Origin of the sequence: Exiguobacterium acetylicum DSM 20416, assembly GCF_000702605.1 — a bacterium.
In the GTDB taxonomy this organism is placed as follows: domain Bacteria; phylum Bacillota; class Bacilli; order Exiguobacteriales; family Exiguobacteriaceae; genus Exiguobacterium_A; species Exiguobacterium_A acetylicum.
On sequence record NZ_JNIR01000001.1, the window covers coordinates 2,902,718 to 2,927,303 of the forward strand.

The window sequence follows — 24,586 nt, forward strand, 5'->3', positions numbered from 1 at the left end:
AACGGAGGCGATAGCATATGGCACTTTATCTATTAGTTGACTCACATGAACCGACACGACACATTTTACGACGGAAATTGGAAGCAGCGGGACAAGACGTACAGGAGGCAGGTTCATGAGAAGAAGCACTGTCACACCTCGCATCATCCGACGTCGATGTTTTACTGACGGAACTTCGACTTCCGGAAATGGATGGTGTTGAGTTATTACGTGCCGCTAAACAACGTGCACCGTTGACGAAACAAATCGTCTTGACGGACTATATGCAAGTCCATACGTTGCTGGCGGCTGTGAACGCAGGAAACGTCAGTCGGATGATGACGAAACCATTGAAGATTGACGATCGGGTTCTTGGGATCATGACGCGCATCGGAGATGAGGTCGTGGAAACGAAACAACGTAAACGGAATCTGAGGCAACATTTTACCGATGTGTTGATCAATTCAAATCGTCCATATTGTCTATTTTACGAAGATGGATCAATCGTCAGTCAACGTGCCCTAACGATTGATCATCATGAACAGATTCTAGAAGACCAGAACGGTATTCATCGCTTCGAATTCCCGACACAGTTCGGCACGTACATCCTTTATCAATCGCTGACCGGTAGTCTTACGAAACCCGTTTGAAGAAGAGAGACTCTACGCCAATGAAGCTAAGACGTAAGTACATGTAGATGACGCCAACGGTCAACAGCGGATGACGGCTGTACTTTCTTAAATTAGCCTGATGATAGAGAACGGGACGGAAGAAATACCAACGTCGTAAAGCTTTCATGAAGCCACCCTGTTCCGCGTCGAGCGTCGCAGGCATGACATCAAAGTAATAGCGTTTCTTTCGAAGCAGGTCGTTTAATTCGACCTGCTTTTCGTTGTGGTGTACGTAGGTGAACGTCGCGCGACGAATGATTCCGCCTTGTTCCAAATAACGAATCGTCGGTTGCGTCTCTTCGAAACTGATTTGCGTCGGATCAATCTCACCCGATGCGATATACGCCTCGAGCCGCCAAAAACGCGCGGCTTCCATCGTATGTGTATCAAGTTGATTCGTTGGTATGTTGAACAAGTTACGTTCAAAGACCTTCACTTGACTGAAGTAATTATCAAAATCGCTGTACGCGCGTTCGGGAATGACGAGTGCTCCGACCTCTAAATGTGCCTCAAGATATAAGAGGCAGCTTTTTAATAACTGCTCTTCAAGTACCATATCGGAATCAATGATATAGAGGTATTCGACATTGTGTTGCTTTAAGCGATCAATCGCAGTCTTGCGGGCGATCCCTCGTTCACCGTGCGGAAGCGCAAGTACTTCAAATCGCGTATCATTTGCGGTCAATCGACGCATCGTCTCGACGGTGGAATCAGTCGAACCATCATCTGCGATGACACAAAGGAAAGAGGCGTGTTGTGTCTGAAGTGAGCGGATCGTTTCCGTTATGATCGCTTCGTTCTCGTACGTGGACATAGCAATTCCAATCATGAATAATCCTCCTTCAGTGCAACGGGTATCAATTCACGTTGTAACCAGTTTCTGAACGCTTGACCTGTGTGATCCCAATGTAACGTCTGAGCAAAACGATGACCAGCTACCTGAATCATTTCGTATTCTTCTGGGTCACGTAAGCAAGCCCGCATCTCGGCAGCAAGGGCACCCGGTGTCTGACTCTTTGCCATGTAACCGGTCATACCGTACTGGACGGCGTCACGCAGTCCAGGGGCGTCATAGACAATCGTCGGTGTACCGACTGCCGCCGCTTCGCTGACCGTCAATCCCCAACCTTCTCGTTTTGAAGGAAACAGGAGCGCCGTCGCACGACTCATCCGTTCGAGCTTTTCTTCCTCACTGACGAATCCAAAATAAGTGATGGCGTCTCGCATCTCTTCCGGGACGATTGGATGAAGATGTTCGGTAATATACGCCTCGTCTTTTTTCCCGATGACCCAGAAACGAGCCTCGGGATACTCCCGTTTGACGATGACGAAAGCTTGAAGTGCATCATTGATCCCTTTATAGGCTGACATCCTCCCGGCATATAAAAATGTCGGGTGTGCTTCTTTTGGCTTCCAGTCCTCCTCGTTCCAGGGGGTGAAAGAGAGACCTTCTGGTAAAATCGTCACCTCGTCTTTGGAAAATCCGACAGCAAGTAAATCGTCTGCTGTTGACTGGCTGACAGTCAAAGCGCGACCAGTCCGGTACAGCTGCAAACGTGGTGTCTCCGTCCATTCGCCAACGTATGAGAAAGGGGGACGAACGTTGATTTGCCAAATTTCGCGCGTCAACTGATGGATGAAGAGGGCTCGTTTTGTTACAGGAACATAAAGGGGTGTGAAAAAGTGATGCGTGTTCATCTGATCGACGACTAAATCAATCGTCGCAGCATGCGACTGGTAATAAGAAAAGGCAAGTGGAACGACGGAGAGTGCGGTACCTCTCCGGATATAAGTGACTCCGTCCAAATACTCGACATCGTGTCCGCCATCGAATGCTGGAGAAAAATGAGTGATCTCGTACTCATCACTGACACGTCGGAGCATCTCGTGGGTGAACACTTCTGCGCCACCCGCTTTCGGATGTTTGATATCGCGCCAAGATAAAAAAAGTAGATGGGGTTTCATGTTACGCCTCCTTCGCTGAATGGGGGTGTCGGGGTAAGGTGAAACGTAAGATCAGGGAGCCGAGTAAAAAGACACCTGCTTGCGCGAGTAACCAAGTCTCGACGGACGAGTGAAAGGTGATCAAGACAAGGATGTAGAGAATCAGAATCAACCAATAGCCTTTCAAGTAGCCGGTTCGGTGTAGCGAGAACTGGACGAGTGCCTCGTATTGAATCAACGTGATGCCGACATAAACGAAAACCATATATTTGATGTAATGAGTTGCCGCGTCGTAACCACTTCCGAATAACATCGGAATCAGATAAGGGACGATCGTCCAGTACACCAAAACAGCAAGAACGAGTCCGCCTAATAAGATTCTGTAAAAGCGACGCTCCCAGAGAAGAAAGGATTGATCCTGACTTTTTTGGCTTAAGCGCGGTAATAACAGTTGGGCGAGCGATAATGCGACGAACAACAGCAGTTGACCGAATCGTAAGGCAACGGAATAATCTCCTGCTAGCTGTGGAAAGTAACGGGTGACAAGAAGGCTATCGAGTGTGAAAAAAAGCGTCATGACAACTTGTGTGTGAATCACATGGACGAGTCCGCTCGCCTTGAGATGCCCGGTACTCGTCGGGAACGGGACTTGCATGAGACTTAAGAGATAGGATGCAATCATGCCGGCCAAGATGAATAATAATGCATAGATAACGTTCGTTTGTTGAATCAAAAGCCATGTGGCTAGGATTTTGACGACGGATTGTGTTGTGAAGCTTGTGAGCCGGTCAGAATCGAGCCGACGTACATCAAGAACCAATATCCATTGAATAGTAGAAAAACGAGACCAAACGCACAGGTCGCCCGAACATAAAACCAAAGTAACGGTGACCACATCCGTTCTTTGCGACGCGTCCAACTCGTCTTTAGAAAAATGAGTCCGACCATGATGCTCATATAGATCAGTGAGAAGAAGAAATAATGGATCCCGGCCGCCATGAAGGCAAAGACAATCGATAGCCCGGTGATATCAAACCATGTCCGTCGACTCAACCGATCAGACAAGCGAAAACCGGGATCGAGCTGTTCCCGAAACTTTGGGTCGAAGATATTGAAGAACAACATCGAAGCGTAAGGGAAGACGGAATACCCACATAATAGATAGATATGTTGAATCCGCGTGATCACCCACGGATTTAAGGCATAAAATAACGCGGCGATCGCGAAAGCAATCAGTGAGAGATAAGAAAAGTGCTTCGAGACATAAACGGAATGGAGTCGTTTCGTAAAAGCGAACATCGATAAAGCAGAGATCGTCAACAGTCCGATGATGAATGACTTGATCAAGACGGGACCGGACGAGCCAAACAATAGACTGAGTAGATAAAACGGTAGGATGTAGAGAAGTCGTGCGACATTCAGAAGCGTCGTCGTGCTCCAGCGGTTGTTCCATGCCCCATAAATTTCTTCTAAATAGCGATGGGAGGACAGTCCGAAGGATAGATCGCTGAACGTCACCATGCCAGAACGAAACAATGGGAAGCTATAAGCTAAGATGAATAAAAACATACCAGATAGGACGAGGATGTCCTTACGGTACGTATACATGAAGTTCTTGAGATGTTGACGGAACGAGTGCATCGGACAACTCCTTTCTGCGAAAATCCGTGCTGAACTTCTTCTCTACAGGAGGGTGATATTCCTAGAAATGGCTGTACTTATTTTAGCAATGAATACGAGAAGTAACGTCCATCCTAAGACGGAGCGTTACGGACGAACGCTTTCGGGTAAAGACCTACAACGAAACGAGTAGGAGGAAAGCGTATGAAATGGAAGGGAAGAGAACGCAGTTCAAACGTCGAGGATCGACGGGGAATGGGAGGGAAAGGAATTGCCGGCATAGGTGGTGGTGTCGGAATCATCCTGCTGATCGTCATCACCTTGATGGGCGGTAATCCAGCTGAATTACTCGGAGACTTAACCGGCGGGGATCAGCAAAATACGACGTATGAAGAAACAGCACAGGAAAAAGAAGCAGCGGACTTTGTCTCCGTCGTCTTAGCGGATACGGAGCGGGTCTGGACGAAGGAATTTAAAGAAGATGGTAAGACCTATAAAAAACCGAAGCTCGTCTTATATACGGATCAAGTCAGTTCGGCTTGCGGACAAGCAGGGAAGTCCGTCGGTCCCTTTTATTGTCCCGGTGATCAGAAATTATACATCGATTTAAGCTTTTATGATGAACTGCAGACGAAGTACGGAGCACCGGGCGATTTTGCGATGGCCTATGTCATTGCGCATGAAGTCGGGCATCACGTCCAGACGTTACTCGGAAAGTCGGACGAGATCATGCCACTTCGAGAGCAAATGAGTGAGGAGAAGTTCAACAAGTACCTCGTTCGATTCGAGCTACAGGCAGATTATTATGCCGGCGTCTGGGCGCATCATGCGCAAGGCGAAAACTTGCTCGAAGAAGGCGATCTCGAAGAAGCACTGACGGCAGCGAATGCTGTCGGGGATGATACGTTACAAGAGAAGGGACAAGGATATGTCGTACCAGAAAGTTTCACCCACGGCACATCGGCGCAACGGGAGCGTTGGTTCCAAAAAGGTTTTGATAACGGCACGATCGAAGGCGGAGATACCTTCAAAGCGAAGAATCTATAAAACGAAGCAACGACAGGTCTTTTGAAACATTTTCCAGTCATTTTCATAAAGAAGAGGGAAGGATTCAAAGGGAAGTGTCGAAGTTGAAGCACATCAGTTTATTTTTGTTGCTGTATACGGCTGTCGTCGTGATGACGTACATCGTGTCACGATTTGCGCCAGACTTGTTGATCTACGTGGTCTATTTCGCCATTGCGTCATTACTTGTCATCACGGGCTATTTGTTGAAACGATTCGTGCTGAAGCGCTAAAAATCAAAAAACCTGTGTTCTGCTTGCGCGGAACTGGGCTAACCTAAAATTTTGAGACAATATAAAACACCTTCGGAGTGGTACACTTTTAAAAAGTACTAACATCGGAGGTGTTTTTGCATGGGCAAAAACGTATATTCAAGTGAAGTGAAATGGGCAGTAGTCAAAGATAAGCTGAGTGGTAAGTTAACGACGAGAGAAATCATGGAGAAGTACGGAATCAAAAATGAATCTCAAATCAAAACATGGATGAGATGGTATCGCTCTAACGAACATTATCGATTTGATCAGCCAATCGGTAAACAATATACCTATGGACATGGTCCAGATTCTGCGAGTGAGGATGACAAGAGAGAACGACAAATGTCACATCTGAAGATGGAAAATGAGATCTTAAAAAAGTACATGGAAATCGAAAGAGAGTTGAGAAAGAAGTAGTCATAAAAATTGTAGAGTTTCTTCGGAGAAAGTATACAATCACCGCCATTCTTAGCGCTTTGAATGTACCAAGAGCAAGCTATTACCGTTGGATTAAGGAATCTGTGAAAGCACCTTCGGTGCTCGAAAAAACCGTCATTGAACTAAGTAAACAGACGAAGTATCGGAATGGACATCGAAAAATAAAGGCATTATTACAGCAAATCTATCAGTTAAAAGCCAATCGGAATACCGTACAGAAAATCATGCAAAAACACCATCTCCAATGTCGGATCAAGCCGAAGCGAAGATGGAAGTCTCAAGGTGAGCGCATCATAACGGCACCGGATCTCATCAAGCGCGATTTCACAGCAAGTAAACCGAATCAAAAGTGGGTGACGGATATCACCTATATCCAATACGGCAGCACGACGAAATATCTTTCCATCATCATGGATCTTTTTAATAACGAAATCGTCGCATACAAGTTATACGAGCATCAACAAACGTCTCTTGTGATTGATACGTTGAAGATAGCGCTTGAGAATCGAAACTATCCCGAAGGGGTCATCCTTCATTCGGACCAAGGAAGTGTCTATACGTCATACGCCTTTCAAGAATTCGTTAAAAGGAATCACCTAACAAGCAGCATGTCTCGTAGAGGAAACTGTTGGGACAACGCAGTTATCGAATCGTTCCACTCTAATTTAAAGTCCGAGGAATTCCAGTACGTCAAATTTAATTCACTAAGAGACCATGAGGTCTCTGAACGCGTTACTAATTACTTAAATTACTATAACGAAGAACGAATCCAAGAAAAATTAGGCTACCTGACACCGAAAAAATACGGTGTACAGGCAGCCTAATCAAGGTTTTTTATATGTGTCTCATATTGCTAGGTCAGTCTAGAACACAGGTTTTCGTTGTTTAAAAGTAATCTTATGAACGGAACATCGTCGGGTCATCTGGAACGTTCTCCAGGTAAGCGATCCGTCCGTTTTCATCAAGACGTGCGATATCTTTTCCGTCTTGCGTGAAGACACTACCGTCTGCCCGTTTTCCGCAAACTGCCCAGCGTGTTTCATATGTTCCTGGTGTTGTTTCTTCCCAGCCTGCGTACATGTGCTTAATGTCTTGATTCGCCGTGAACACATGACGGACGAACTGTTTCCAGGCGTCGATGCCGTGCTTTGGTTGTCCGTTCAGGACGAACGTGATGTCTGTCGTGAATAAGGAAACGAGATCCTCGAAAGCTTGTGCGTCCGTGCGTGACGCGTCGAATAAGTCGAAATAACGATTCAATACCATAGTAAAAACCTCTTTCTATTCATTAAAGTGTCATCATCCGGTCTGTGATTAACGCATGCAACCGTTCTAAATGTTCCGGTGGACAGGAGGCATCGATCGCTTGACGGATCGAGCCGATCGACTCGCGCTTCAACGTCGATTGCCACGCATCTTCTGCCTCTGTCATCAGATTCGAGAGTAGCCCGATTTCCTGTTCCTGAATTCCCATCAAATCCTCAAAGACACCGCTTGACGCATACAACGTTTGTTTGCCCTCGATCGCTTGATAGACGTCAAAGATTTGAATTTCGTCTGCCGGACGTCGTAAGCGAAAGCCCCCTTTGACACCGGGTACGGAATACAATAGATCCGCCTGGACGAGTTTTCGTAAGAGCTTTTGAAAATAGGTTGGCGAGGCACCGAGTTGCTGGCTGATGAATTCACCAGGCAAAACGGCGCGATCCGGAAGAAAGGTCAAGAGCAACATCGCATAGACGGATTGCTCGACCCCGGTTTTCATTTGCATGAGAAGTCTCCTTTCGTTAAACGTGGATAATGTATGTCTATAATAGTTTTATTCGAAAGAACTGTCGAGTCATATGCTCTCACAAAACCGTCACACCTTTTCGACAGCATCTGCATGGCATCCCCGTTCCGGATTCGGTATACTAAATGTACGATATGTGAAAATATTCACTAAAAGTCGTTCACACTTTGTGAAAGGACGTTTGTATATGAATCCATTAAAAGGAATCGTTCAGATTCCACGCAGTATTCTCATTCAATTCATCATTGCGGCTTTCCTGATGGGGGTTGCGGTCGTCGGTCAATCGTACGGCATCGTGTTGACGGTCGATCGAATTTTCCTGAAAGAGCAACCGTTTGAAGCCGTCATTCCGTTACTGCTCGTCGTTCTCGGTATGCTGTTGCTCCGGGTCGCCGTGACGTATTGGAACGGTCGTCTCGGTACGACGTTATCGGCGCACATGAAGCAGGCACTCCGGGAAGCGCTCGTTGCGAAATACACAGGTCGCTCGGTCGAGATGATGCTACAAGGGCAAGCGGGACAGAAGGTCAGTGTCTTGCTCGATGCCGTAGACGAGATGGACAGCTATTACAGTCAATACTTGCCGAAAGTCGTCCAGACGACAATCGTTCCCTTGATGGTCTTGATCGCGGCATTCAGCTATGACTGGATCACCGGTCTCGTCATGATGATCACGGCACCGTTCATTCCGTTGTTTTACATCATCATCGGCATCATGACGCAAAAGCGGGCCGATGCTCAACTCGAGAAGATGACGGCGTTCTCAGGAACGTTTCTTGATACGTTGCAGGGATTGACGACCTTGAAGTTATTTGGTCGCGCGAAACGACAACGTGACGTCATCGAAAAAAGCAGTCTTGATTTCCGGGATGCGACGTTAACGGTCTTGAAACTCGCTTTCTTGTCGTCGCTGATGCTTGAGTTCATCTCGATGCTCAGCATGGGAATGATCGCACTTGAGGTCAGTCTGCGCTTGATTCTGTTCCAAAGCATCACCTTCATTCCGGCGTTCCTGATGCTCGTGTTAGCACCAGAGTACTATCTTGCCTTAAAAGAGATGGGGGCTGCCTTCCATACCGGACGCGGTAGTGTCGCGGCAGCGAAACAGATCGCAGCCGAACTGACGGCAGACGATCGTCCCGTTGCCTTCGGTCAATCAGAACTTTCGATGAACCGTCCACCACGAATCGTCTTGGATGAAGTTGATTTTACGTATCAAGAAGGACGTTTTGCCTTACAAGACGTGACACTCGCGATTGAACCATATCAAAAAGTGGCGTTGATCGGTCGCAGTGGTGCCGGTAAGTCGACTGTCTTACAGTTGATTGCTGGACTCGCGGATCCAAAAGAAGGACGGATTCTGCTCGACGGGATTGAGCGCAGTCATGTGGCGGAAGCAAGTTGGTTCCGTCAGTTGAGCTACATCTCGCAACATCCGTATCTGTATGCCGGAACGCTGGCAGAAAATATCGCGATCGGTGAACTCCGTCAAGCGACACCGGAAGAGATTTTCGAAGCGGCGCAGGCGGCAGGGCTCGAGGAGTTGGTTGCGACGTTACCTGAAGGAATTAATACGGTCATCGGAGAAGGCGGACGTGGTCTATCGGGTGGCGAGAAACAGCGCGTTGCGTTGGCACGCGCATTCTTGAAGCGACCGAACGTCATCGTCTTTGATGAACCGACGACCGGACTCGACGTCAAAACAGAGCGACTGCTCCAACAAGCGATCGAACAGCTTGGACAAGCAGCGACGGTCATCACTGTCGCGCACCGCCTGCATACAATCGAGCGCTCGGATCAAATCGTCGTCCTCGACGGCGGACGAATCGTCGATCGCGGCACCCATGATGAACTACTTGGACGTGATTCGGAATATGCCCGGATGCGGAGCGTCCAGAGAGGGGAGGAAACACGATGAAGGAATTACTAGGAGTCTTTCGGTTGATGGTGAATCAAAAACGCGATATCGCCTGGTCGATCTTCTTCGGTGTCCTCGCCGGGGTGACAGCAGTTGGGTTATTCGCAGCAAGTGGTTACCTGATTTCAAAGGCAGCCTTGTTGCCACCAATCCAGACACTCGCCGTCCTGATTGCCCTGCAAAAAATCTCGAGTCTGACGCGTGCTGTCAGTCGGTATGCGGAACGTTATTATTCGCACCGAGCGACGTTTACGATCCTCAGTGATATCCGGACGTCGTTCTACCGGAGACTCGAGCCGCTTGCACCCGGTATTTTCGGGAAGTACCGAAGTGGGGACTTACTTGCCCGAATCGTTGGGGACGTCGAGAGTCTGCAAAATACGTTTTTACGTGTCCTTTATCCACCGATCGTCTTGTTGCTCGTCTTCTTCTGTACGATCTTTTTCGTCAGTTTCTTCTCGTGGACGATTGCTGGGATTCTATTGCTTGGTCTGATTCTGACCGGTTTCTTGATTCCAGGTTGGTTCGCGTACCGCGAACAACGTTTCGCACGTTCGGTCCGTGTCCGACGCGGTGATCTGTCGACAGAAGTGACGGAGTTGTTCCAAGGCTATCGCGACTTAAAGATTTACCAGCAACTCGATCAAAAAGAACAGGACTTGAATGCCGTCGCAAAACGGTATGTCGAGGAAGAAAAACGGAATGGTTTACATGCTGTTTCGAACCTGGCCCTGAATACGATGGTGACGCTGATCATCTCTTGGCTCGTTCTGGGTGTCGGTGCCTATCTCGTCGCGAGTGGACAACTCGAAGGTGTATTCCTCGCTTTACTCGTCATGACATCGCTGACGGTCTTTGAGAATGCAGCACCGATGGCGATTTTACCAGGCTTTTTCGAAGATAGCCGGCATGCTGCGAAACGACTCGATGAAGTCGTGACCGAGCAAGAGGAGCCAACTTACGACACGTTCGTTCTCGATCAGGCACCATCCTTTGAAACGAACGCGTTGACGTTCACTTTCCCTGATGCACCGCGTCCGGTCTTACGTGACGTCACCGTCGCGATTCCTGCCGGTAAGAAGACGGCGATCGTCGGGGCGAGTGGCTCCGGGAAATCCACGTTACTTCAATTGATGCTACGGATGTATCCGACGGATGGATTAACGATTGCTGGTCAAGACAGTCAGACGGTTGATCCGGAAGGACTTTGGCAACACGCGAATGTTGTCTTGCAACAGAATCATTACTTTTATGGAACGCTTCGTGACAATCTATTGCTCGCGAACGAAGAAGCGGCGGACGAGGCAATGCGTCAAGCACTTGACGATGTTGGATTAACGACGTTTGAATTGAACGACCGTGTATTTGAAAAAGGCGAGAACTTGTCTGGAGGAGAAAAACAACGCTTAGCGATTGCCCGTGTGCTCTTGCGGGAAGCGTCGCTTTACTTGCTTGACGAACCGACGTCTTCCGTTGATGCTTTGACGGAACAGATGATTCTTACACGACTGTTTGAACGGGCAACGGATGCGACACTTGTCCTCGTTAGCCACCGATTAGCAGGTCTTGAAGCGATGGATCAAATCATCGTCATGGATCAAGGTCACGTCATCGAAGTCGGAACGTATGCCGAATTGATGGCGCGACAAGGAGCGTTCTATGAATTAAAACAAGTCGAACAGTCTGTGTTTGCTCCGATTGGATAATAAGTAGTAAAAGATAAAAGGTAATCAACAAATGTTTGACGAACAGAAGGTCGTTTTCCGAATGAAAAATCGGAAAGCGACCTTTTTTGTTAAATGGGAGAAGAAGCAGATTCATCTTTGACTCCTATAGGAAAAGAAAGCAAGGATGATACAAGCAGATAGTTTCTTACATCACACTACTTCTTCATGAAATAAGAAAGAGTCAAAAAGACATGACAGCCCACTTCTGAAATGGTAAAGTCTAGAAAAAAGTGTGGAGGGATTTCATGAATATTGAACAATCATCTATCGTCGTCGATCAAACGACCATTTCATATGATCATTTTCAAATGGGATCCAAACAAGTCTGCTTCTTGATTTCGGGAGCATCGTACCTATACGATCATCCTTACTTCTACTACAGCCGGATGGCACTACTAGCTCGAGGCATCGATGTCGTCTGTATTCACTATGTAACGGAAGAGCTTTTTTCGATGACGGACGCAGAATCGAATGCCTGTATGACACGCCGGGTCGACGCCGTCGTCTCAGAAGTGCTGGCGACGCATCCATACGAAAACGTTCAGTTCATCGCAAAGTCGTTAGGAACGATTCCGCTAGCGGCATTACTTGCTAAGCCAAGTCTACAGACAGCACGCATCGTCTTCTTAACACCCGTTCTTGAAGCCGAAGTAGTCGAACAAATCGCCACCTCGTCGCAAACTGGACTCCTTGTCATCGGGACAGCTGATAAGTTTTATGATGAAGCGGCGCTTGAAACGTGTCGTACCTCGCAACTGACGATTGATGTCATCGAAGGAGCGAATCATTCCTTGGATCAAGGATTCGAGGTCAATCAATCACTTGCGGTTCTCGGACATATCGTTCGTCAAATCGAAGCGAGTTTATTTGAACCGCTCCATAAGTAAAAAATCCGTCCAGCAGAGAGTCTGCTGGACGGATTTTTTAGTATGGACGAAGTAAGGCACGAACGGGACTACCGTCGCCATCAACGAGCGGGAGCGGGACGGCGTTGAGGTGGTAATCACCAGGCGTGATCGCATCAAGGACGAGTCCTTCGAGGATATGGACTCCATGCTGCGCCAGTGCGTGATGGGCGGCCATTTCCTTACTATCGATTGCATCGACGCTTGGTAAGTCGAGACCAATCAGCGAAATCCCGAGTTCCCCAAGACGTTCAGCAAGACTTGGCGTCAAGACGGGAATCGTTTCTGGGAAAGTTGATTTGTCGATCCAACCATCCGTTTTAATGATCAAGCGCTGGACGTCATTTAGCTCAAAGCCATCTAAATCAGCGGCTGTGATTTCTGTACGACCTGGTAAGTAAATGACGCGCGCATGTCCGATATAGAGATCTGGATCAAGGTCGATGATTTTTTGTCCGGCATCGTCAAAATGAAACGGCGCGTCGACGTGGGTGCCGGTATGCAGACTCATCGTTACCTTGCCGACGTTAACGGAACCGGTGTCTGCCTTGTTCCATGTTAATGTCGCTTCAAACGGTGTATCCCCCGGCCACGTCGTGACGTGACGATCCAGTGGTTGTGAAACATCAATCCATCGTGTCATCGCTGCATCCTCCTCATAATGTCGTGCGGACTGACCACAGTTCCGGGAAAAATCTGTGGTCAAGCACACGTCGTAGATAACTGACACCAGACGAACCGCCTGTTCCTGGCTTTTGTCCGATGATCCGTTCGACGGTACTCATATGGTTAAAGCGCCACATTTGTTGTTGGCTCCCGATATCGAGTAGTTTTTCACCGAGTTCATACAGATCCCAGTATTGTTCGACATCCCGATAGACGGTCGCCCAAGCTGCTTCGACACTTTCATTCGGCGTCCAGTCCTGCGTGACATCACGCTCAAGGACGGATTCGTCGATGGGTAGCCCATGGCGCGCCATCGCCCGGATCGTTTCATCGTAGATGCTTGGTGTCTTCAAGTCTTCGAGCATCATCGGATAAAGTGTTTCGTCATGCGCGTAAACTTTTAGCATCTGCTCATTCTTGAAGCCGAGCGCGAATTCGATTTGGCGGTTTTGATACGACTGAAAACCGGATGAGTGACCAAGCGCGTCACGGAATTCAAGATATTCGGCCGGGGTCAAGGTCGACAAAACATTCCACGACTGAATTAGCTGGTGCTGAATCTTTGAGATGCGTGCGAGCATCTTAAACGATGATTCGAGATCATCGTTTGCGACGGCTTGCGTCGCTGCACGCATCTCATGCAGGATCAGCTTCATCCAGAGTTCGCTCGTCTGATGAATGATGATGAAAAGCATCTCATCATGATGCCCCGATAAGCGATGTTGACTCGAAAGCAATGGATCTAGTTGCAAATAATCCCCGTAGGACATATTTTTCTTAAAATCCGTTTGAATCGATGCTTCAATAGACGTAGGATCTGTCTTTGTCATTCCCGTTCATCCCCTTTATCGAATTAATTCAGTTTTCGTTTTTCAGCGGTCTGTGGTTGTTCCGGATGCGCCCGTTTCCAGAAGAAATAGGCGATCGATAAGAACACTAACCACGGTACACCAAACTTCAAGACGATTTGGAAATCTGTGAACCATGTCGTTAGTACGAGTGCGAATAACAACAATGCACCGAGGGCAGTCAAATACGGATAGCCCATCATCCGGACCGGTAACGTCCGTCCACCTTCACGTTCCCATGCTTTACGGAAGTACAGATGGGAGATGAAAATCATGAACCACGTGAAAATCGCTCCGAACATCGAAATTCCCATCATGAATGGATAAGAAACGCTCGATTGACTGCTGATGATCCCCGCGAGAAAAATCCCGAGCGTTGATACGGCGAGTGCGAAGAGCGGTACACCTTTTCGATTCAAACGACCAAATACTTTTGGCGCATACGTTGCCTTTGATAAGGAATACATCATCCGTGTCGAAGCATACAGCTGACTGTTCATCGCAGACAGCGCCGCCGTCAGGATGATGAAGTTCATGATGCCGCCTGCATACGGAATCGATAGCATCTCCATTACTTTGACGAACGGACTTTGATCGACGCCGCCCGCTTGTTGCCAAGGGACGATCATCAACATCAAAGCAATCGTGATGACATAAAACGTCGAGAGACGGAAGACTGTTGCTTTTAATGCTTTCGGTACAGCGACATCTGGGTCCTTCGCTTCACCAGCAGTTACGGCAATCAATTCCGTTCCGAGGAAGCTGAACAGAGAGATGAAGATTGCGATCCAGAGACCCGAGAAGCCGAACGGCATGAAACCACCGTCGTTCGTGAAGTTTTGCGGACCAATCTCAGGACTTGGACTACCGATGACCAAGTAGGCACCGAGCAAAATGAATAGCAAGATGGCACTGATTTTAATGACTGAGAACCAGTATTCGAAGGTTGCGAATGTATTGACTGTCGTGGCATTGATGTAAATCAACGCGGCAGCGAATACGAGAATCCAGACGACCCCGGGAACGTCCGGGAACCAGTATTTCATATAGATCGAAATCGCACTGACTTCAACGCCAATTGCAAGAACGTTTGCAATCCAGTACGAATAGCGGACGAGAAAACCCGCATATGGACTAATGTATCGTTCGGCAATCGTACCGAACGAGCCAGATGTCGGATGGGCGACCGTCATTTCAGCCAGACAGCCCATTAAAAGTAAGACGATGAAGGCACCGACTGCGTAACTGATCAAAACGCTCGGTCCGGCAAGCCCGATCGCGAGCCCACTTCCGAGGAAGAGACCAGTTCCGATCGCACAGCCCATTGCAATCATCGTAAGTTGACGTGTCTTGAGTTCACGCCGTAGTTCAGTAGGTTGTTCCATGGTGTACTCCTTAAGCAACGACTTCGCGTTCATTTGCGAAACGTTCGTATTCTTTATCTTCCATGATTCGTTTGAGTGTCGCGACGACGTCATAGACATCGGTAAACGTATTGTAGAGCGCGACGGGTGCTAGACGAACGATGTTCGGTGCTCGGAAATCGGGGATGATTCGATTTTCCTTGAGTGCTTTACAGATCCGTGCCGCTTCCGGGTGCTCGAGGCTGAGATGCGCCCCACGGCGTTTATCGTCGATCGGGTTTCCGATGACAAAACCGTACGGTGTAAGCTCCAGCTCGACAAGTTCCATCATGTACTGTGTCAGCGCGAGTGACTTCGTCCGGACGGCTTCGATACCGACTTCGTCAAACATCTCTAATGCACCGATTTGTGGAGCGAGACTTAAGACGTGTGGTGTCCCGATTTGGAATGCCCCGGCATGCGCCGCCGGTGTCATCGTGTGATCCATGTCGAACTGCTTATCCTTGCGTGAACCAAACCAGCCCGTCAGACCAGGCAACGTTCCGAAATGACGTTCGTGGACGAATAATCCACCGACCGTTCCAGGACCACCGTTCAAGTGTTTGTAATTACACCAGTAGGCAAAGTCGACATCCCAGTCATGGAAAGCATGGAGAACGGCTCCGACGGAATGACAACCATCAAAACCAATCAGGATGCCACGGTCGTGTGCCGCTTTCGTTAAACGCTCCATATCGAGAATTTGTCCACTTCGGTAAAGTACCGCCGGCAAGACGATCAACGCGATATCGTCCGTCATCGCGGCGATGATATCGTCTTCCTCTAAAAAGCGACCGTCACGACTCGGAACTTGGACGAGGTGTGTCTCCGGATCGAGTCCACGTAAGCGAAGTTGGCTTTGAAGGGCATAGATGTCCGACGGGAATGTCAGCGCATCCGCTAAAATCTTATCTCGTCCTTCCGTCGGTTGGAAGAATGTCGCGACGAGTTGGTGGAGATTGACGGTCGTCGAGCCGGTGACCATGACTTCTTCTGCTTGTGCGCCGACGAGCGGAGCGTTGAGAGCAGCGAGACGTTCCGATAATTCGAACCAAGGATGACGTCCTTTCATCCAGCCATCGATCCCGAGTTCTTTCCAGTCTGATAGCGACTCGAGCAACGTCTTCTCGGCACGCTTCGATAATAAACCGAGCGAGTTTCCGTCCATATAGATACTACCCGGTTGCAGGTAAAACTCATCACGATAGGCGGCTAATGCATCTTGCTCGTCCCGAGCGACGGCATCGGTCCGTTTTGCTTGCAGTGTCATACGTCATCCTCCTCAAATGAATGCTCAATCAATTTTGACAAAAGCGTAGCAAACAAATTGACATTGTGTCAATATTATCGAATAGAGAAAACAAAAGGAGTGAAGGACATGTCATCTTCTCAACCAGAAAAAATCGATAAACGTCATCTGCGTACGGTGCGGACACGCGAGAAACTGTTGAGTGCGGCACGTGACGTCTTCTTAGAACAAGGGTTTCAAACGGCAACGATTTCACAAGTGATTAAACAAGCTGGCGTCGGTTACGGAACCGCTTATGTCCATTTCGAAGGGAAAGATGAGCTACTCGTCGTTTTAATGGAAGATGTTATGAGCCGTTTCCACGCGATCGCGGAACGAACATTCGAACCGGCGACACCGATGGAGGCAAAGGAACGCATCGTGACCCAAGCAACGGATTTCTTACGTCTCGCGGAAGAAGAACGAGCGATGTTACGGATCGTCGAGCAAGCAATCGGCGTGTCTTACATCGTCCGTGCAAAATGGAAAGCGATTCGGGAACGGTTCATTGATCGGATCAGTCAGGATATCGAGTATGCGCAGAAGACAGGACTTGCACGGCAGGATGTCGACCCGAAACTCGTCGCCCGTGGTTGGTTCTTCGCGAACGAGATGTACTTATTCGAAGTCGTCCGTGAAGAGGCGACAGCAACGATTGAAGAGATTGCACACGTCTTAGCGACGATTTATACACAAGGACTCTACCGGATCGAGGATTGATGAACGGACGGGAAGGGAACGTTTCGAAGTAGAAGGGAGCGTGACCGGGATGGCGTTTGATTACGATCTCGATTTCAAGACGACGGATTTTCGTAAGGAGCCGGAAAAGTACCGAGTTGGACGCGGGGAGCAAGGGGTCTTACTCGTCGAACCTTATAAAAGTGAGATTTTGCCGCATTGGCGTTTTAAGACGCCGGACATCGCGAAGGAATCGTCCGAGAAAATTTATGAGATGTATTTAGCTTATAAAGAAGACGGAGACTTCGTCGGCATGGATATGGCGCGGAAGTTCATTCAAATGGGACATACGCGCGCACGACGTTATGCGAATTACAAAGGTGGACGCAAATATAAAGATAAAGAGAAAAACGAATTGCACACACGCGAGATCGACGAAGAAAAAGCGAAATCCGCTGCGATCTTCCAAGAAAAATGGGATTTGATCCGGGCGGACGAAGAGTATTTAGCGTTAAAACGGGAACATCAAAAACAATACGGTTAAACGAATGGTCGCGATTCTCTAATAGAGGAATGGAGTGGGAGCGGTGCGAACAGGATCGAAAATTATTGTGGGAATCGTCATTGTTTTCGTACTAGCTTTAGTTTGGTGGCTCGCATCACCACTTTTTTTGAATGAATCAGTCGATGAAGGACTGCCGCCAGGTTCTTCGACAGTGAAACAAAAGGAGGAGGAAAGCACTACCGAAACGTCACAACCTTCTCCGAAAGAAACAGAAACTGAATTATCAGGTACATTCATGAACGGTGAAAAAAATTACAAAACATCAGGGGACGTTAAGACGCTAACTGTAGACGATACGTTGTATCTGCGTTTTGAAGATTTTCAAACGACGAACGGTCCAGATTTGTTTGTGTATTTAGTAGAGCCTGGTGAAGATACAGCAGATGGAATTCGTCTTGGTGCTTTAAAAGGGAATCAAGGGAATCAGAACTATGTGATTCCAAAAGACGTAGATTTGATGAAACATAGCCGTGTCGTCATTTGGTGTCGTGCCTTTGATGCTGACTTTGGAACAGGTGATTTAAAAGCAAGGAACGAATGAAAAAGCAATGCACTTCCGAATGAAAAGTCGGAAGTGCATTGCTTTTTGATGTTAAGAAGTTTGTTCGACTTTTTTAATTAAACGCGATTGACGTTTTTGCCAGATGAACGATCCGATAAACGTCACGACGAGGAAGATCAGACCAAGTGCGAACGGATAGAGAATGTTGACGTCATACAGGATACCTGCAAGCGTCGGTCCGAGCACGTTCCCGATGCTCATGTAGGCGTTGTTCATTCCCATAGCAAAGCCTTGCTCATTACCAGCGAGCTTTGAAATCATTGTATTCAAGACAGGACGTAAAATTGACGTCGCGAGGAAGATGACAAGGGTAATTGCAAAGAATCCACCGTAACTTGATGTCAACAATGATAAGAAGAAACCAAGTGCCGCAATGAACAGGAACAGGTTCAAGACCTTTCCTTCTCCGAGACTACGTGATAGCTTATCGACGATGAAGATTTGAGCAATGACGCTGATGATGCCGGTCGACGTCACCATGATCGCGATGTCTTTCGGTGAAGCGCCGAATTGGTCGTCAACGAATAGACCAAGTACTGATTCGTATGCCATGAGACCAAAGCTCATAACGAGTGTAATGACGAGCGGGACGAAGTATGGTTTCTTAAACGACGTTCCGAGTTTCTTGAGCATCGACCCTTCATCGGGTGCCATCGCTGTTGCATCGTGTTGTTCGCTTTCTTGAAGCAACAAGACGCTGAATAAGACGGCTGCACCTGAGACGATCGCTGAGACGAGTAACGGCAATTTTAAGTCATACTCGGCAAGGAAACCACCGATTCCTGGACCGATGACGATTCCGAGTGACATCGCAGCCGAGACGTAACTGTTTCCTTTTGCGCGTTGATCCATCGTCGTGATGTCCGCGACGTAAGCAAAAATTGCTGGGATCAGGAGGGCAGCACCGGCACCACCAATTGCGCGCGAGATGTAGAGAACCGTGACGGAGTTTGAGAAATAGAAGACAAACATCGAGAGCGTCAAGCCGATCAATCCATAGATAATCATCTTGCGACGACCGTATTGGTCCGCCCATTTTCCGGCAATCGGTGACATGACGAGCTGTGCTCCGGCAAAAATCGCAATCATTAATCCAGCCGCCGTTCCCCCCCTGTCCAATCGAAGCTAAGTAAGCGGGTAGAATCGGAATGATAATCCCGAAGCTCCCGACCGCAATAAACATATTGATCATGAGGACCGTTAATTTTTTTCGTTGATCCGCGTGCAAGGGGACCCCTTCTTTCGACCCGCTTTTTGTAAGCGGTTATTTGTTTCACCTTCATTATCTTAGATTCAAGCTAAAGCGTCTGTCAACGCGGACGAGTCGAGGACTTAAAAAAGACTCCATCCCTTGAGCGGATAGAGTCTGTTCAAATCTATTGTTCTTTTTTTAATAGCCATTTGACGTTCGGTGATAGCAACGGTCGGAAGATCGTTACGACGGGGCGACTCGACAGCAACCAGACGAATCCGGTAGCGAGCAAGAAGGACAGTCCAATCAGTAACAGTGGCGACTCCGTAATGGCTGGCGGAACCGAATCACGGAATAAACGGACGATGAACGAGTGAATCAAGTAGATCGCAAGTGTCTGGATGCCGATCTGGTCGAATCGATCTCCAAATGACCGATGCGGCACGAGCAACAAGACCGAGAAAATCATGATCGTACTGACGGCATAGAGGAACAGTTGAATTGCTGCTCCCTTCAGAAGCGAGACTTCAAATTCCCCGTAGGTGTCGCGGTAGAATAGCCAGACCGTATCAAATCCGTTTTTCGTCCAGACAATCATGAAGATGATAATCAAGAGAGAGACGATCAGACCGGTCAGTCGACCGATGGGTGCTGTCATTTGCTTTCGCCAGCCGGCGTCAGTTAACCAACCGCGCTCTTTGACGAGATAACCCATCAAGAAGAACGGATAAAAACTGACGACTTTTTGTAACGACAGGAAGTTCGTGATTGAATCTGGATTGGCATTGATCAATAAGGCAAACAAGATACTGACGATCAGCGGAAAACGCATCACCTGGAATGCGGGTGTGACGGTCTGCCAAATGATGATCCCGAGCAGGTACCAAAGCGTCCAATTCGGAACGAGCGGATGGAGTAATCCATCGAGCATCTCACTTAAGGAATCATCCTGCGTGTAGGACAAATAGATTTCGTGAATCGATTGCCAGATGAAATACAGGGCAACGAAGGCGAGGATCCGTTTAGGTCGAACTTGCTTGAAAAAGTAGCCGCTCATGAAGATAAAAGCGGGCATGTGCAACAGGTAAATGACGTTATACGCCATCCGGACGCTATCGTTTCCGGGTAAATCACGGAATGTCTCGATCAAGTGACCAAAGACGACCATGAAAATGAGTAAGACCTTATAGTTCCCAAGCCAATGATCGTACGTAGGGGTAGTCACTGGTTTGATAGGAGCAGTCATTTGTTCTCACCTAGCAGAATTTGATCAACGAACCGGGCACTCGATTTCCCGTCCTGATGTTCAAAGAAATATTCTGCGAATGCTTTGACGTTATGCATTTCAAAGTCTTTGTTTTTAATCCGTTCAATCAACTCTTCCGATGTTTTGACGATTGGACCCGGAACGAATTCCTCGAAGTCGTAATAGAAATCACGTTTTGAGATGTAGTCCTCAAGGTCATACGCGAAGAACAACATCGGTCGATTCAATAGGGAGAACTCGAAGCAAGTCGATGAGTAATCCGTAATCAAGATGTCTGAGACGAACAGCAACTCGTTGATTTCACGATGATCCGTCAGATCGAGGAAGAAGTCAGCGTAAACTTCAGGAATCTCCATCCGGCGGCGGATGAATGGATGCAGTTTCAGAACGAAGACGTACTCCTCATGAAGTGCTTCGTACAGCGCATCGAGATCAAGTTGATCAAAATCATAATAGGCACTCTTCGCACCATTTCCTCGGAACGTCGGCGCGAACATGATGACTTTCTTTTGTTTGAAAACTGGATATTCTTCATAGATACGTGCTTTCGCTTCCTCAATGAACGGTTGATCGAAGAACATATCCGTCCGTGGAATACCGGTCGCGATGACTTGATCTTCGCGTAAACCGAATCCTTCTGCGTAATGACGAGCGACATTATGGGAGCTGACGATGGCTTTCGTATAGTTCCGGTGACTAAGCGAGTTCGCGCTTGGACCACCTGGTTTTCCGAGGCGGCTGTAACCGAATGTCTTGAAGGCACCAACGGCATGCCAGACTTGAACCAGATCACTGCCTTTACGAATATTCAACGGATAGATCATCGGATAGAAGTCATCAACAAGAATCGTCTTTGCTGTCGCTAAGTGATAGGGCAACGTAAATTTATCGCGCCAATCGCGACGAGACTGAAGGTTCGGCTTGAAGAACGTCTTCACATCGAGATCGAGATTGCGACGCTCGATCTCATCCAAGATATAAGCAAAGTTCCCACTGATATCACTCCGAGAATCCGAAGCGAGGATGACTTTATTCTCTTGGATCGGTTGCGTCCATTTCGTGACGTTATAAATCGCCTTAAAGGTAAAACGACGGAACTTGAACGCGCGCTTCTTCATATTCTTCTTCCACTTCTTATAGCGATCGATGACTTGGATTAGACGTTTCGATTCGCCTTTCTTCAGGGAATGGAAACCTAAAGAGTTGCTGTATTCCGAATACTGCACGACAAGTTCGTACTCGAGCAAGATCAAGGCGTTACTATGTTTTGTATCGACGCGGTAAGCGACTGGGATTAACGAACGCGTATCACCAAAAGGCGCTTCATGTAAAATCGTCTGCCCTTGAACGATGGCGAAGAACGCATCAAAATAGCCCATCGGTAATGGACGACCTGTCGTTGTGATGTGATTCAGGTTCAATTCGCCTGTAAAGAACTCTTCCGTCCAGTCCCCCTCAAACGGAAAGCGGCAAATGAATGTCCGTTTGTTTCGTTTATTACGGAAGACGATGGCACGTTCGAGAGGCACCAACGCTTCAGCAGGTTCGGACTGGATGTAATCATCGCCCGGCTCCTCAAGTTCAGGTTGCTGTTGCGATACAGGATTTTCAAATAACGTTTGTTCGGCACGCAAAAAATCAGTCAATCCACTTAAACGTGCTTCGAAACGGAAAGTCGTTCCAGCTAATTCCAAGTAGTTGACCTCGGCTTGTAAAGTAGGCGCAAGTGTCTCTTCTGTCAAAACCATCTCTCCTCGCTCGAATAATTACATTACATTTACACAATAATGATAAAATTTTAAAATCCATGTGAACGTAGTATAGTGAAACTAGAAATCACCACTCATTATATCGTGAGACATTAAAATTGATAGGGATTTCTTTATTTTTTTGTGTTTTTGTAAAATAACACTTCAACACAGACTGCATCATTACACATACCCTGAACGTTAGGGAGAGAAAACCGAAACACGATTATTTCATAAGGGAGGGAAGCAGGTCGTCTCGTTTGGAAGAAATAACGAGACACTGCGCCAGAAGATGATTTATGCAGCCATTTTAGCTGGAGGAAAAGGAACACGGATGGGGAATGTCGATCGACCGAAACAATTCTTATCGATCGGAGAACGTCCAATCATCGTCCATACAGTAGAAAAATTCCTATTACATGAGGAGTTTGACCGCATCATCATCGTCACACCGACTGCTTGGATTAACTATACGCGCGATATTCTAGAGAAATACATCGGAAAAGATGAGCGTCTTGTCATCACACCAGGTGGACAGGATCGAAATGAATCGATCATGGCAGCGGTGAACTGGATCGAAGAGAAAAACGGTCTGTCTGATGAAGATATCATCGTTACACATGATGCCGTCCGCCCTTTCTTGACGCACCGCATCATCAAGGAAAACATCGAAGCGGCACAAGAATTCGGTTCATGTGACACGGTCATTTCAGCAATCGATACAATCGTTGCTTCAACGAACGGTAAAACGATCACGGATATTCCGGTTCGTGATCAGATGTATCAAGGGCAGACACCACAAAGTTTCCAAATCACGAAGTTGAAATCGCATTATGAGTCGCTCTCAACGGAAGAACGGGCGATTTTGACGGATGCGTGTAAGATCCTTCTTCTGAAAGGGGAAGATGTGGCGCTCGTCACAGGGGAACTATTCAATATTAAAGTGACGACACCATACGACCTACGGATTGCGAATGCTATCTTGAAGGAGCGGATTCATCAATGATTAACCAAGTCTATCAACTCGTCGCCCCGCGTCAAATCGAAGTGACATATGATGAACGGTCATTGAATACGGATCGTGTTGTCGTGCGTCCCACGTATTTGTCGATTTGTCACGCGGATCAACGCTACTTCACGGGTAGCCGTAGTGCGGAAGTATTGGCGAAAAAATTACCGATGGCCATGATTCATGAAGGCATCGGAAAAGTCGTGCATGATCCGAGTGGAACATTCAAGAAGGGGACACTTGTCGCGATGGTTCCGAATACACCGACGGAAGAAGATGACATCATCGGTGAAAACTATCTGCGGACGAGTCGTTTCCGTTCGAGTGGATACGATGGATATATGCAAGACTATGTGTTCCTGAAAGCAGATCGTCTTGTCGAAGTACCGGCTGATCTTGACCCTGAAGTCGCGGCATTCACCGAGCTCGTCAGTGTATCGGTCCATGCCTTGACTCGTTTTGAAAAGATTGCCCATCCTCGTCGGGAGACATTTGGAGTATGGGGGGACGGAAACCTTGGTTTCATCACAGCACTTTTGCTACGTAAGTTGTATCCGGAAGCAAAATTACTCGTCTTTGGTAAAACGCAGTCGAAGCTTGACTATTTCTCGTTTGCAGACGAGACGTACCACATCGACCAGATTCCAGCCGATGTCTCCTTCAACCACGGTTTTGAATGTGTTGGGGGAATTGGCAGTCAATACGCGATTAATCAGATGATCGACTACATCATTCCGGAAGGCACGATGGCATTGCTCGGCGTATCAGAAGATGCCGTCGCGATCAACACACGGATGATTCTTGAAAAAGGTCTTCGTGTCTACGGTTCAAGTCGGAGTACGCCGGCTGATTTCGCACGGACGATGGAGTTATACCAAACACATCCTGACATTCCAGCTTATTTATCAAACCTTGTCTCAGGTGTATTCCAAATTCGTCAAATCGAGGATATTCATAAAGCGTTTGAAAATGATTTGACGAATCGGTTCGGAAAGACGGTCATGGAATGGTGCATGTAACGAGATGCATTGAAAAAGAGGAGAATCG

Annotated in this window: 24 protein-coding genes and 1 pseudogene; 12 read left to right on the forward strand and 13 right to left on the reverse strand. The window is 47.7% G+C overall.

Annotated elements, in window-relative coordinates; all coding sequences use genetic code 11:
* Positions 1–128: 128 nt before the first annotated feature.
* Positions 129–629 (forward strand): response regulator, encoded by a 501-nt coding sequence (locus P401_RS0115450; protein ID WP_081834758.1) that lies wholly within the window; start codon positions 129–131, stop codon positions 627–629.
* Here P401_RS0115450 and P401_RS0115455 read toward each other — a convergent pair.
* The 4 genes from P401_RS0115455 to P401_RS0115470 are packed head-to-tail and all read right to left on the reverse strand — an operon-like array spanning position 613 to position 4,235.
* A complete protein-coding gene (locus P401_RS0115455; protein ID WP_029343136.1) occupies positions 613–1,479 on the reverse strand; it encodes a glycosyltransferase family 2 protein in 867 nt (288 codons plus the stop codon). The two genes, P401_RS0115450 and P401_RS0115455, sit on opposite strands and share 17 nt — an antisense overlap.
* A complete protein-coding gene (locus P401_RS0115460) occupies positions 1,476–2,615 on the reverse strand; it encodes a glycosyltransferase family 4 protein (protein WP_029343137.1) in 1,140 nt (379 codons plus the stop codon). The genes P401_RS0115455 and P401_RS0115460 overlap by 4 nt, the downstream gene beginning before the upstream one ends.
* Before the next feature lies 1 nt (position 2,616).
* Positions 2,617–3,327, reverse strand: coding sequence for a polysaccharide biosynthesis protein (locus tag P401_RS0115465; RefSeq protein ID WP_029343138.1), 711 nt, complete (start codon positions 3,325–3,327; stop codon positions 2,617–2,619).
* Positions 3,328–3,338: 11 nt separating this feature from the next.
* The gene (locus P401_RS0115470; RefSeq protein WP_029343139.1) at positions 3,339–4,235 is read right to left on the reverse strand and encodes a hypothetical protein; all 897 of its coding nucleotides are present in this window, start codon (positions 4,233–4,235) and stop codon (positions 3,339–3,341) included.
* A 183-nt stretch (positions 4,236–4,418) separates the two neighbouring features.
* On the opposite strand from P401_RS0115470, the gene ypfJ reads away from it, so the two are divergent.
* The 3 genes from ypfJ to P401_RS0115490 all read left to right on the forward strand — a co-directional run bounded on the left by ypfJ (position 4,419) and on the right by P401_RS0115490 (position 6,795).
* Positions 4,419–5,261: a KPN_02809 family neutral zinc metallopeptidase gene (ypfJ, locus tag P401_RS0115475; RefSeq protein WP_029343140.1), complete on the forward strand. Its 843-nt coding sequence runs from the start codon at positions 4,419–4,421 to the stop codon at positions 5,259–5,261.
* An 83-nt stretch (positions 5,262–5,344) separates the two neighbouring features.
* Positions 5,345–5,512, forward strand: coding sequence for a hypothetical protein (locus P401_RS18615; RefSeq protein ID WP_156772481.1), 168 nt, complete (start codon positions 5,345–5,347; stop codon positions 5,510–5,512).
* Between the two features lie 120 nt (positions 5,513–5,632).
* A protein-coding gene (locus tag P401_RS0115490) for an IS3 family transposase (RefSeq protein ID WP_152548189.1) occupies positions 5,633–6,795 on the forward strand; the annotation gives its coding sequence in 2 pieces (ribosomal slippage) (positions 5,633–5,909 and positions 5,909–6,795; 1,164 coding nt in all).
* A gap of 73 nt (positions 6,796–6,868) precedes the next feature.
* On the opposite strand, the gene P401_RS0115495 is transcribed toward P401_RS0115490, so the two are convergent.
* Positions 6,869–7,237 carry a nuclear transport factor 2 family protein gene (locus P401_RS0115495; protein WP_029343141.1) on the reverse strand — a complete coding sequence of 123 codons (369 nt, stop codon included), beginning with the start codon at positions 7,235–7,237 and terminating at the stop codon, positions 6,869–6,871.
* Positions 7,238–7,259: 22 nt separating this feature from the next.
* Positions 7,260–7,742 carry an Rrf2 family transcriptional regulator gene (locus tag P401_RS0115500; protein ID WP_029343142.1) on the reverse strand — a complete coding sequence of 161 codons (483 nt, stop codon included), beginning with the start codon at positions 7,740–7,742 and terminating at the stop codon, positions 7,260–7,262.
* A gap of 208 nt (positions 7,743–7,950) precedes the next feature.
* Here P401_RS0115500 and cydD point away from each other — a divergent pair, with 208 nt between their 5' ends.
* The 3 genes from cydD (at position 7,951) to P401_RS0115520 (ending at position 12,295) form a co-directional block, all read left to right on the forward strand.
* Positions 7,951–9,681 carry a thiol reductant ABC exporter subunit CydD gene (gene cydD / locus P401_RS0115505; protein ID WP_029343143.1) on the forward strand — a complete coding sequence of 577 codons (1,731 nt, stop codon included), beginning with the start codon at positions 7,951–7,953 and terminating at the stop codon, positions 9,679–9,681.
* Entirely contained in the window at positions 9,678–11,387 is a 1,710-nt protein-coding gene (gene cydC / locus P401_RS0115510; RefSeq protein ID WP_029343144.1) for a thiol reductant ABC exporter subunit CydC, read from the forward strand. Before cydD ends, cydC begins: the two co-directional genes overlap by 4 nt.
* A 266-nt stretch (positions 11,388–11,653) precedes the next feature.
* Positions 11,654–12,295, forward strand: coding sequence for an alpha/beta hydrolase (locus P401_RS0115520; RefSeq protein ID WP_029343145.1), 642 nt, complete (start codon positions 11,654–11,656; stop codon positions 12,293–12,295).
* A gap of 37 nt (positions 12,296–12,332) precedes the next feature.
* On the opposite strand, the gene kynB is transcribed toward P401_RS0115520, so the two are convergent.
* Genes kynB through kynU form a run of 4 tightly spaced genes read right to left on the reverse strand, consistent with a single transcriptional unit; the run spans position 12,333 to position 16,500 of the window.
* Complete coding sequence (gene kynB, locus P401_RS0115525; protein WP_029343146.1) at positions 12,333–12,956, reverse strand: arylformamidase; 624 nt, start codon at positions 12,954–12,956, stop codon at positions 12,333–12,335.
* Between the two features lie 13 nt (positions 12,957–12,969).
* Positions 12,970–13,809 carry a tryptophan 2,3-dioxygenase gene (gene kynA, locus P401_RS0115530; protein ID WP_029343147.1) on the reverse strand — a complete coding sequence of 280 codons (840 nt, stop codon included), beginning with the start codon at positions 13,807–13,809 and terminating at the stop codon, positions 12,970–12,972.
* Between the two features lie 23 nt (positions 13,810–13,832).
* The gene (locus tag P401_RS0115535; protein WP_029343148.1) at positions 13,833–15,212 is read right to left on the reverse strand and encodes an amino acid permease; all 1,380 of its coding nucleotides are present in this window, start codon (positions 15,210–15,212) and stop codon (positions 13,833–13,835) included.
* A gap of 10 nt (positions 15,213–15,222) precedes the next feature.
* Positions 15,223–16,500, reverse strand: a complete 1,278-nt coding sequence (gene kynU, locus P401_RS0115540; protein ID WP_029343149.1) for a kynureninase — start codon at positions 16,498–16,500, stop codon at positions 15,223–15,225.
* Between the two features lie 108 nt (positions 16,501–16,608).
* On the opposite strand from kynU, the gene P401_RS0115545 reads away from it, so the two are divergent.
* From P401_RS0115545 to P401_RS0115555, 3 genes are all read left to right on the forward strand, one after another.
* Positions 16,609–17,238, forward strand: a complete 630-nt coding sequence (locus P401_RS0115545) for a TetR/AcrR family transcriptional regulator (protein WP_029343150.1) — start codon at positions 16,609–16,611, stop codon at positions 17,236–17,238.
* 49 nt (positions 17,239–17,287) lie between these two features.
* Positions 17,288–17,740 carry a DUF4385 domain-containing protein gene (locus P401_RS0115550; RefSeq protein WP_029343151.1) on the forward strand — a complete coding sequence of 151 codons (453 nt, stop codon included), beginning with the start codon at positions 17,288–17,290 and terminating at the stop codon, positions 17,738–17,740.
* A 67-nt stretch (positions 17,741–17,807) separates the two neighbouring features.
* Positions 17,808–18,302: a DM13 domain-containing protein gene (locus tag P401_RS0115555; RefSeq protein ID WP_236627124.1), complete on the forward strand. Its 495-nt coding sequence runs from the start codon at positions 17,808–17,810 to the stop codon at positions 18,300–18,302.
* A 51-nt stretch (positions 18,303–18,353) separates the two neighbouring features.
* Here P401_RS0115555 and P401_RS17855 read toward each other — a convergent pair.
* The 3 genes and pseudogenes from P401_RS17855 to P401_RS0115570 form a co-directional block, all read right to left on the reverse strand.
* A pseudogene (locus P401_RS17855) lies at positions 18,354–19,551 on the reverse strand (MFS transporter).
* A gap of 148 nt (positions 19,552–19,699) precedes the next feature.
* Positions 19,700–20,761: an acyltransferase family protein gene (locus tag P401_RS0115565; protein WP_029343153.1), complete on the reverse strand. Its 1,062-nt coding sequence runs from the start codon at positions 20,759–20,761 to the stop codon at positions 19,700–19,702.
* Positions 20,758–22,524, reverse strand: a complete 1,767-nt coding sequence (locus P401_RS0115570) for a CDP-glycerol glycerophosphotransferase family protein (protein WP_236627125.1) — start codon at positions 22,522–22,524, stop codon at positions 20,758–20,760. Before P401_RS0115570 ends, P401_RS0115565 begins: the two co-directional genes overlap by 4 nt.
* A 298-nt stretch (positions 22,525–22,822) precedes the next feature.
* On the opposite strand from P401_RS0115570, the gene P401_RS0115575 reads away from it, so the two are divergent.
* Together P401_RS0115575 and P401_RS0115580 are read left to right on the forward strand one after the other, a co-directional pair.
* On the forward strand, positions 22,823–23,536 hold the full coding sequence (locus tag P401_RS0115575) for an IspD/TarI family cytidylyltransferase (RefSeq protein ID WP_029343155.1): 714 nt from the start codon (positions 22,823–22,825) through the stop codon (positions 23,534–23,536).
* Positions 23,533–24,558, forward strand: coding sequence for a ribitol-5-phosphate dehydrogenase (locus tag P401_RS0115580; RefSeq protein WP_029343156.1), 1,026 nt, complete (start codon positions 23,533–23,535; stop codon positions 24,556–24,558). The genes P401_RS0115575 and P401_RS0115580 overlap by 4 nt, the downstream gene beginning before the upstream one ends.
* Positions 24,559–24,586: the final 28 nt, after the last annotated feature.

Excerpts from the sequence above, each read along its gene's own strand:
- P401_RS0115455 (WP_029343136.1), bottom strand. The coding sequence starts at position 1,479 with ATGATTGGAATTGCTATGTCCACGTACGAGAACGAAGCGATCATAACG.
- P401_RS0115460 (WP_029343137.1), bottom strand. The coding sequence starts at position 2,615 with ATGAAACCCCATCTACTTTTTTTATCTTGGCGCGATATCAAACATCCG.
- P401_RS0115470 (WP_029343139.1), bottom strand. The coding sequence starts at position 4,235 with ATGCACTCGTTCCGTCAACATCTCAAGAACTTCATGTATACGTACCGT.
- ypfJ (WP_029343140.1), top strand. The coding sequence starts at position 4,419 with ATGAAATGGAAGGGAAGAGAACGCAGTTCAAACGTCGAGGATCGACGG.
- P401_RS0115495 (WP_029343141.1), bottom strand. The coding sequence starts at position 7,237 with ATGGTATTGAATCGTTATTTCGACTTATTCGACGCGTCACGCACGGAC.
- P401_RS0115500 (WP_029343142.1), bottom strand. The coding sequence starts at position 7,742 with ATGCAAATGAAAACCGGGGTCGAGCAATCCGTCTATGCGATGTTGCTC.
- cydD (WP_029343143.1), top strand. The coding sequence starts at position 7,951 with ATGAATCCATTAAAAGGAATCGTTCAGATTCCACGCAGTATTCTCATT.
- cydC (WP_029343144.1), top strand. The coding sequence starts at position 9,678 with ATGAAGGAATTACTAGGAGTCTTTCGGTTGATGGTGAATCAAAAACGC.
- P401_RS0115520 (WP_029343145.1), top strand. The coding sequence starts at position 11,654 with ATGAATATTGAACAATCATCTATCGTCGTCGATCAAACGACCATTTCA.
- kynB (WP_029343146.1), bottom strand. The coding sequence starts at position 12,956 with ATGACACGATGGATTGATGTTTCACAACCACTGGATCGTCACGTCACG.
- kynA (WP_029343147.1), bottom strand. The coding sequence starts at position 13,809 with ATGACAAAGACAGATCCTACGTCTATTGAAGCATCGATTCAAACGGAT.
- P401_RS0115535 (WP_029343148.1), bottom strand. The coding sequence starts at position 15,212 with ATGGAACAACCTACTGAACTACGGCGTGAACTCAAGACACGTCAACTT.
- kynU (WP_029343149.1), bottom strand. The coding sequence starts at position 16,500 with ATGACACTGCAAGCAAAACGGACCGATGCCGTCGCTCGGGACGAGCAA.
- P401_RS0115545 (WP_029343150.1), top strand. The coding sequence starts at position 16,609 with ATGTCATCTTCTCAACCAGAAAAAATCGATAAACGTCATCTGCGTACG.
- P401_RS0115550 (WP_029343151.1), top strand. The coding sequence starts at position 17,288 with ATGGCGTTTGATTACGATCTCGATTTCAAGACGACGGATTTTCGTAAG.
- P401_RS0115565 (WP_029343153.1), bottom strand. The coding sequence starts at position 20,761 with ATGACTGCTCCTATCAAACCAGTGACTACCCCTACGTACGATCATTGG.
- P401_RS0115575 (WP_029343155.1), top strand. The coding sequence starts at position 22,823 with ATGATTTATGCAGCCATTTTAGCTGGAGGAAAAGGAACACGGATGGGG.
- P401_RS0115580 (WP_029343156.1), top strand. The coding sequence starts at position 23,533 with ATGATTAACCAAGTCTATCAACTCGTCGCCCCGCGTCAAATCGAAGTG.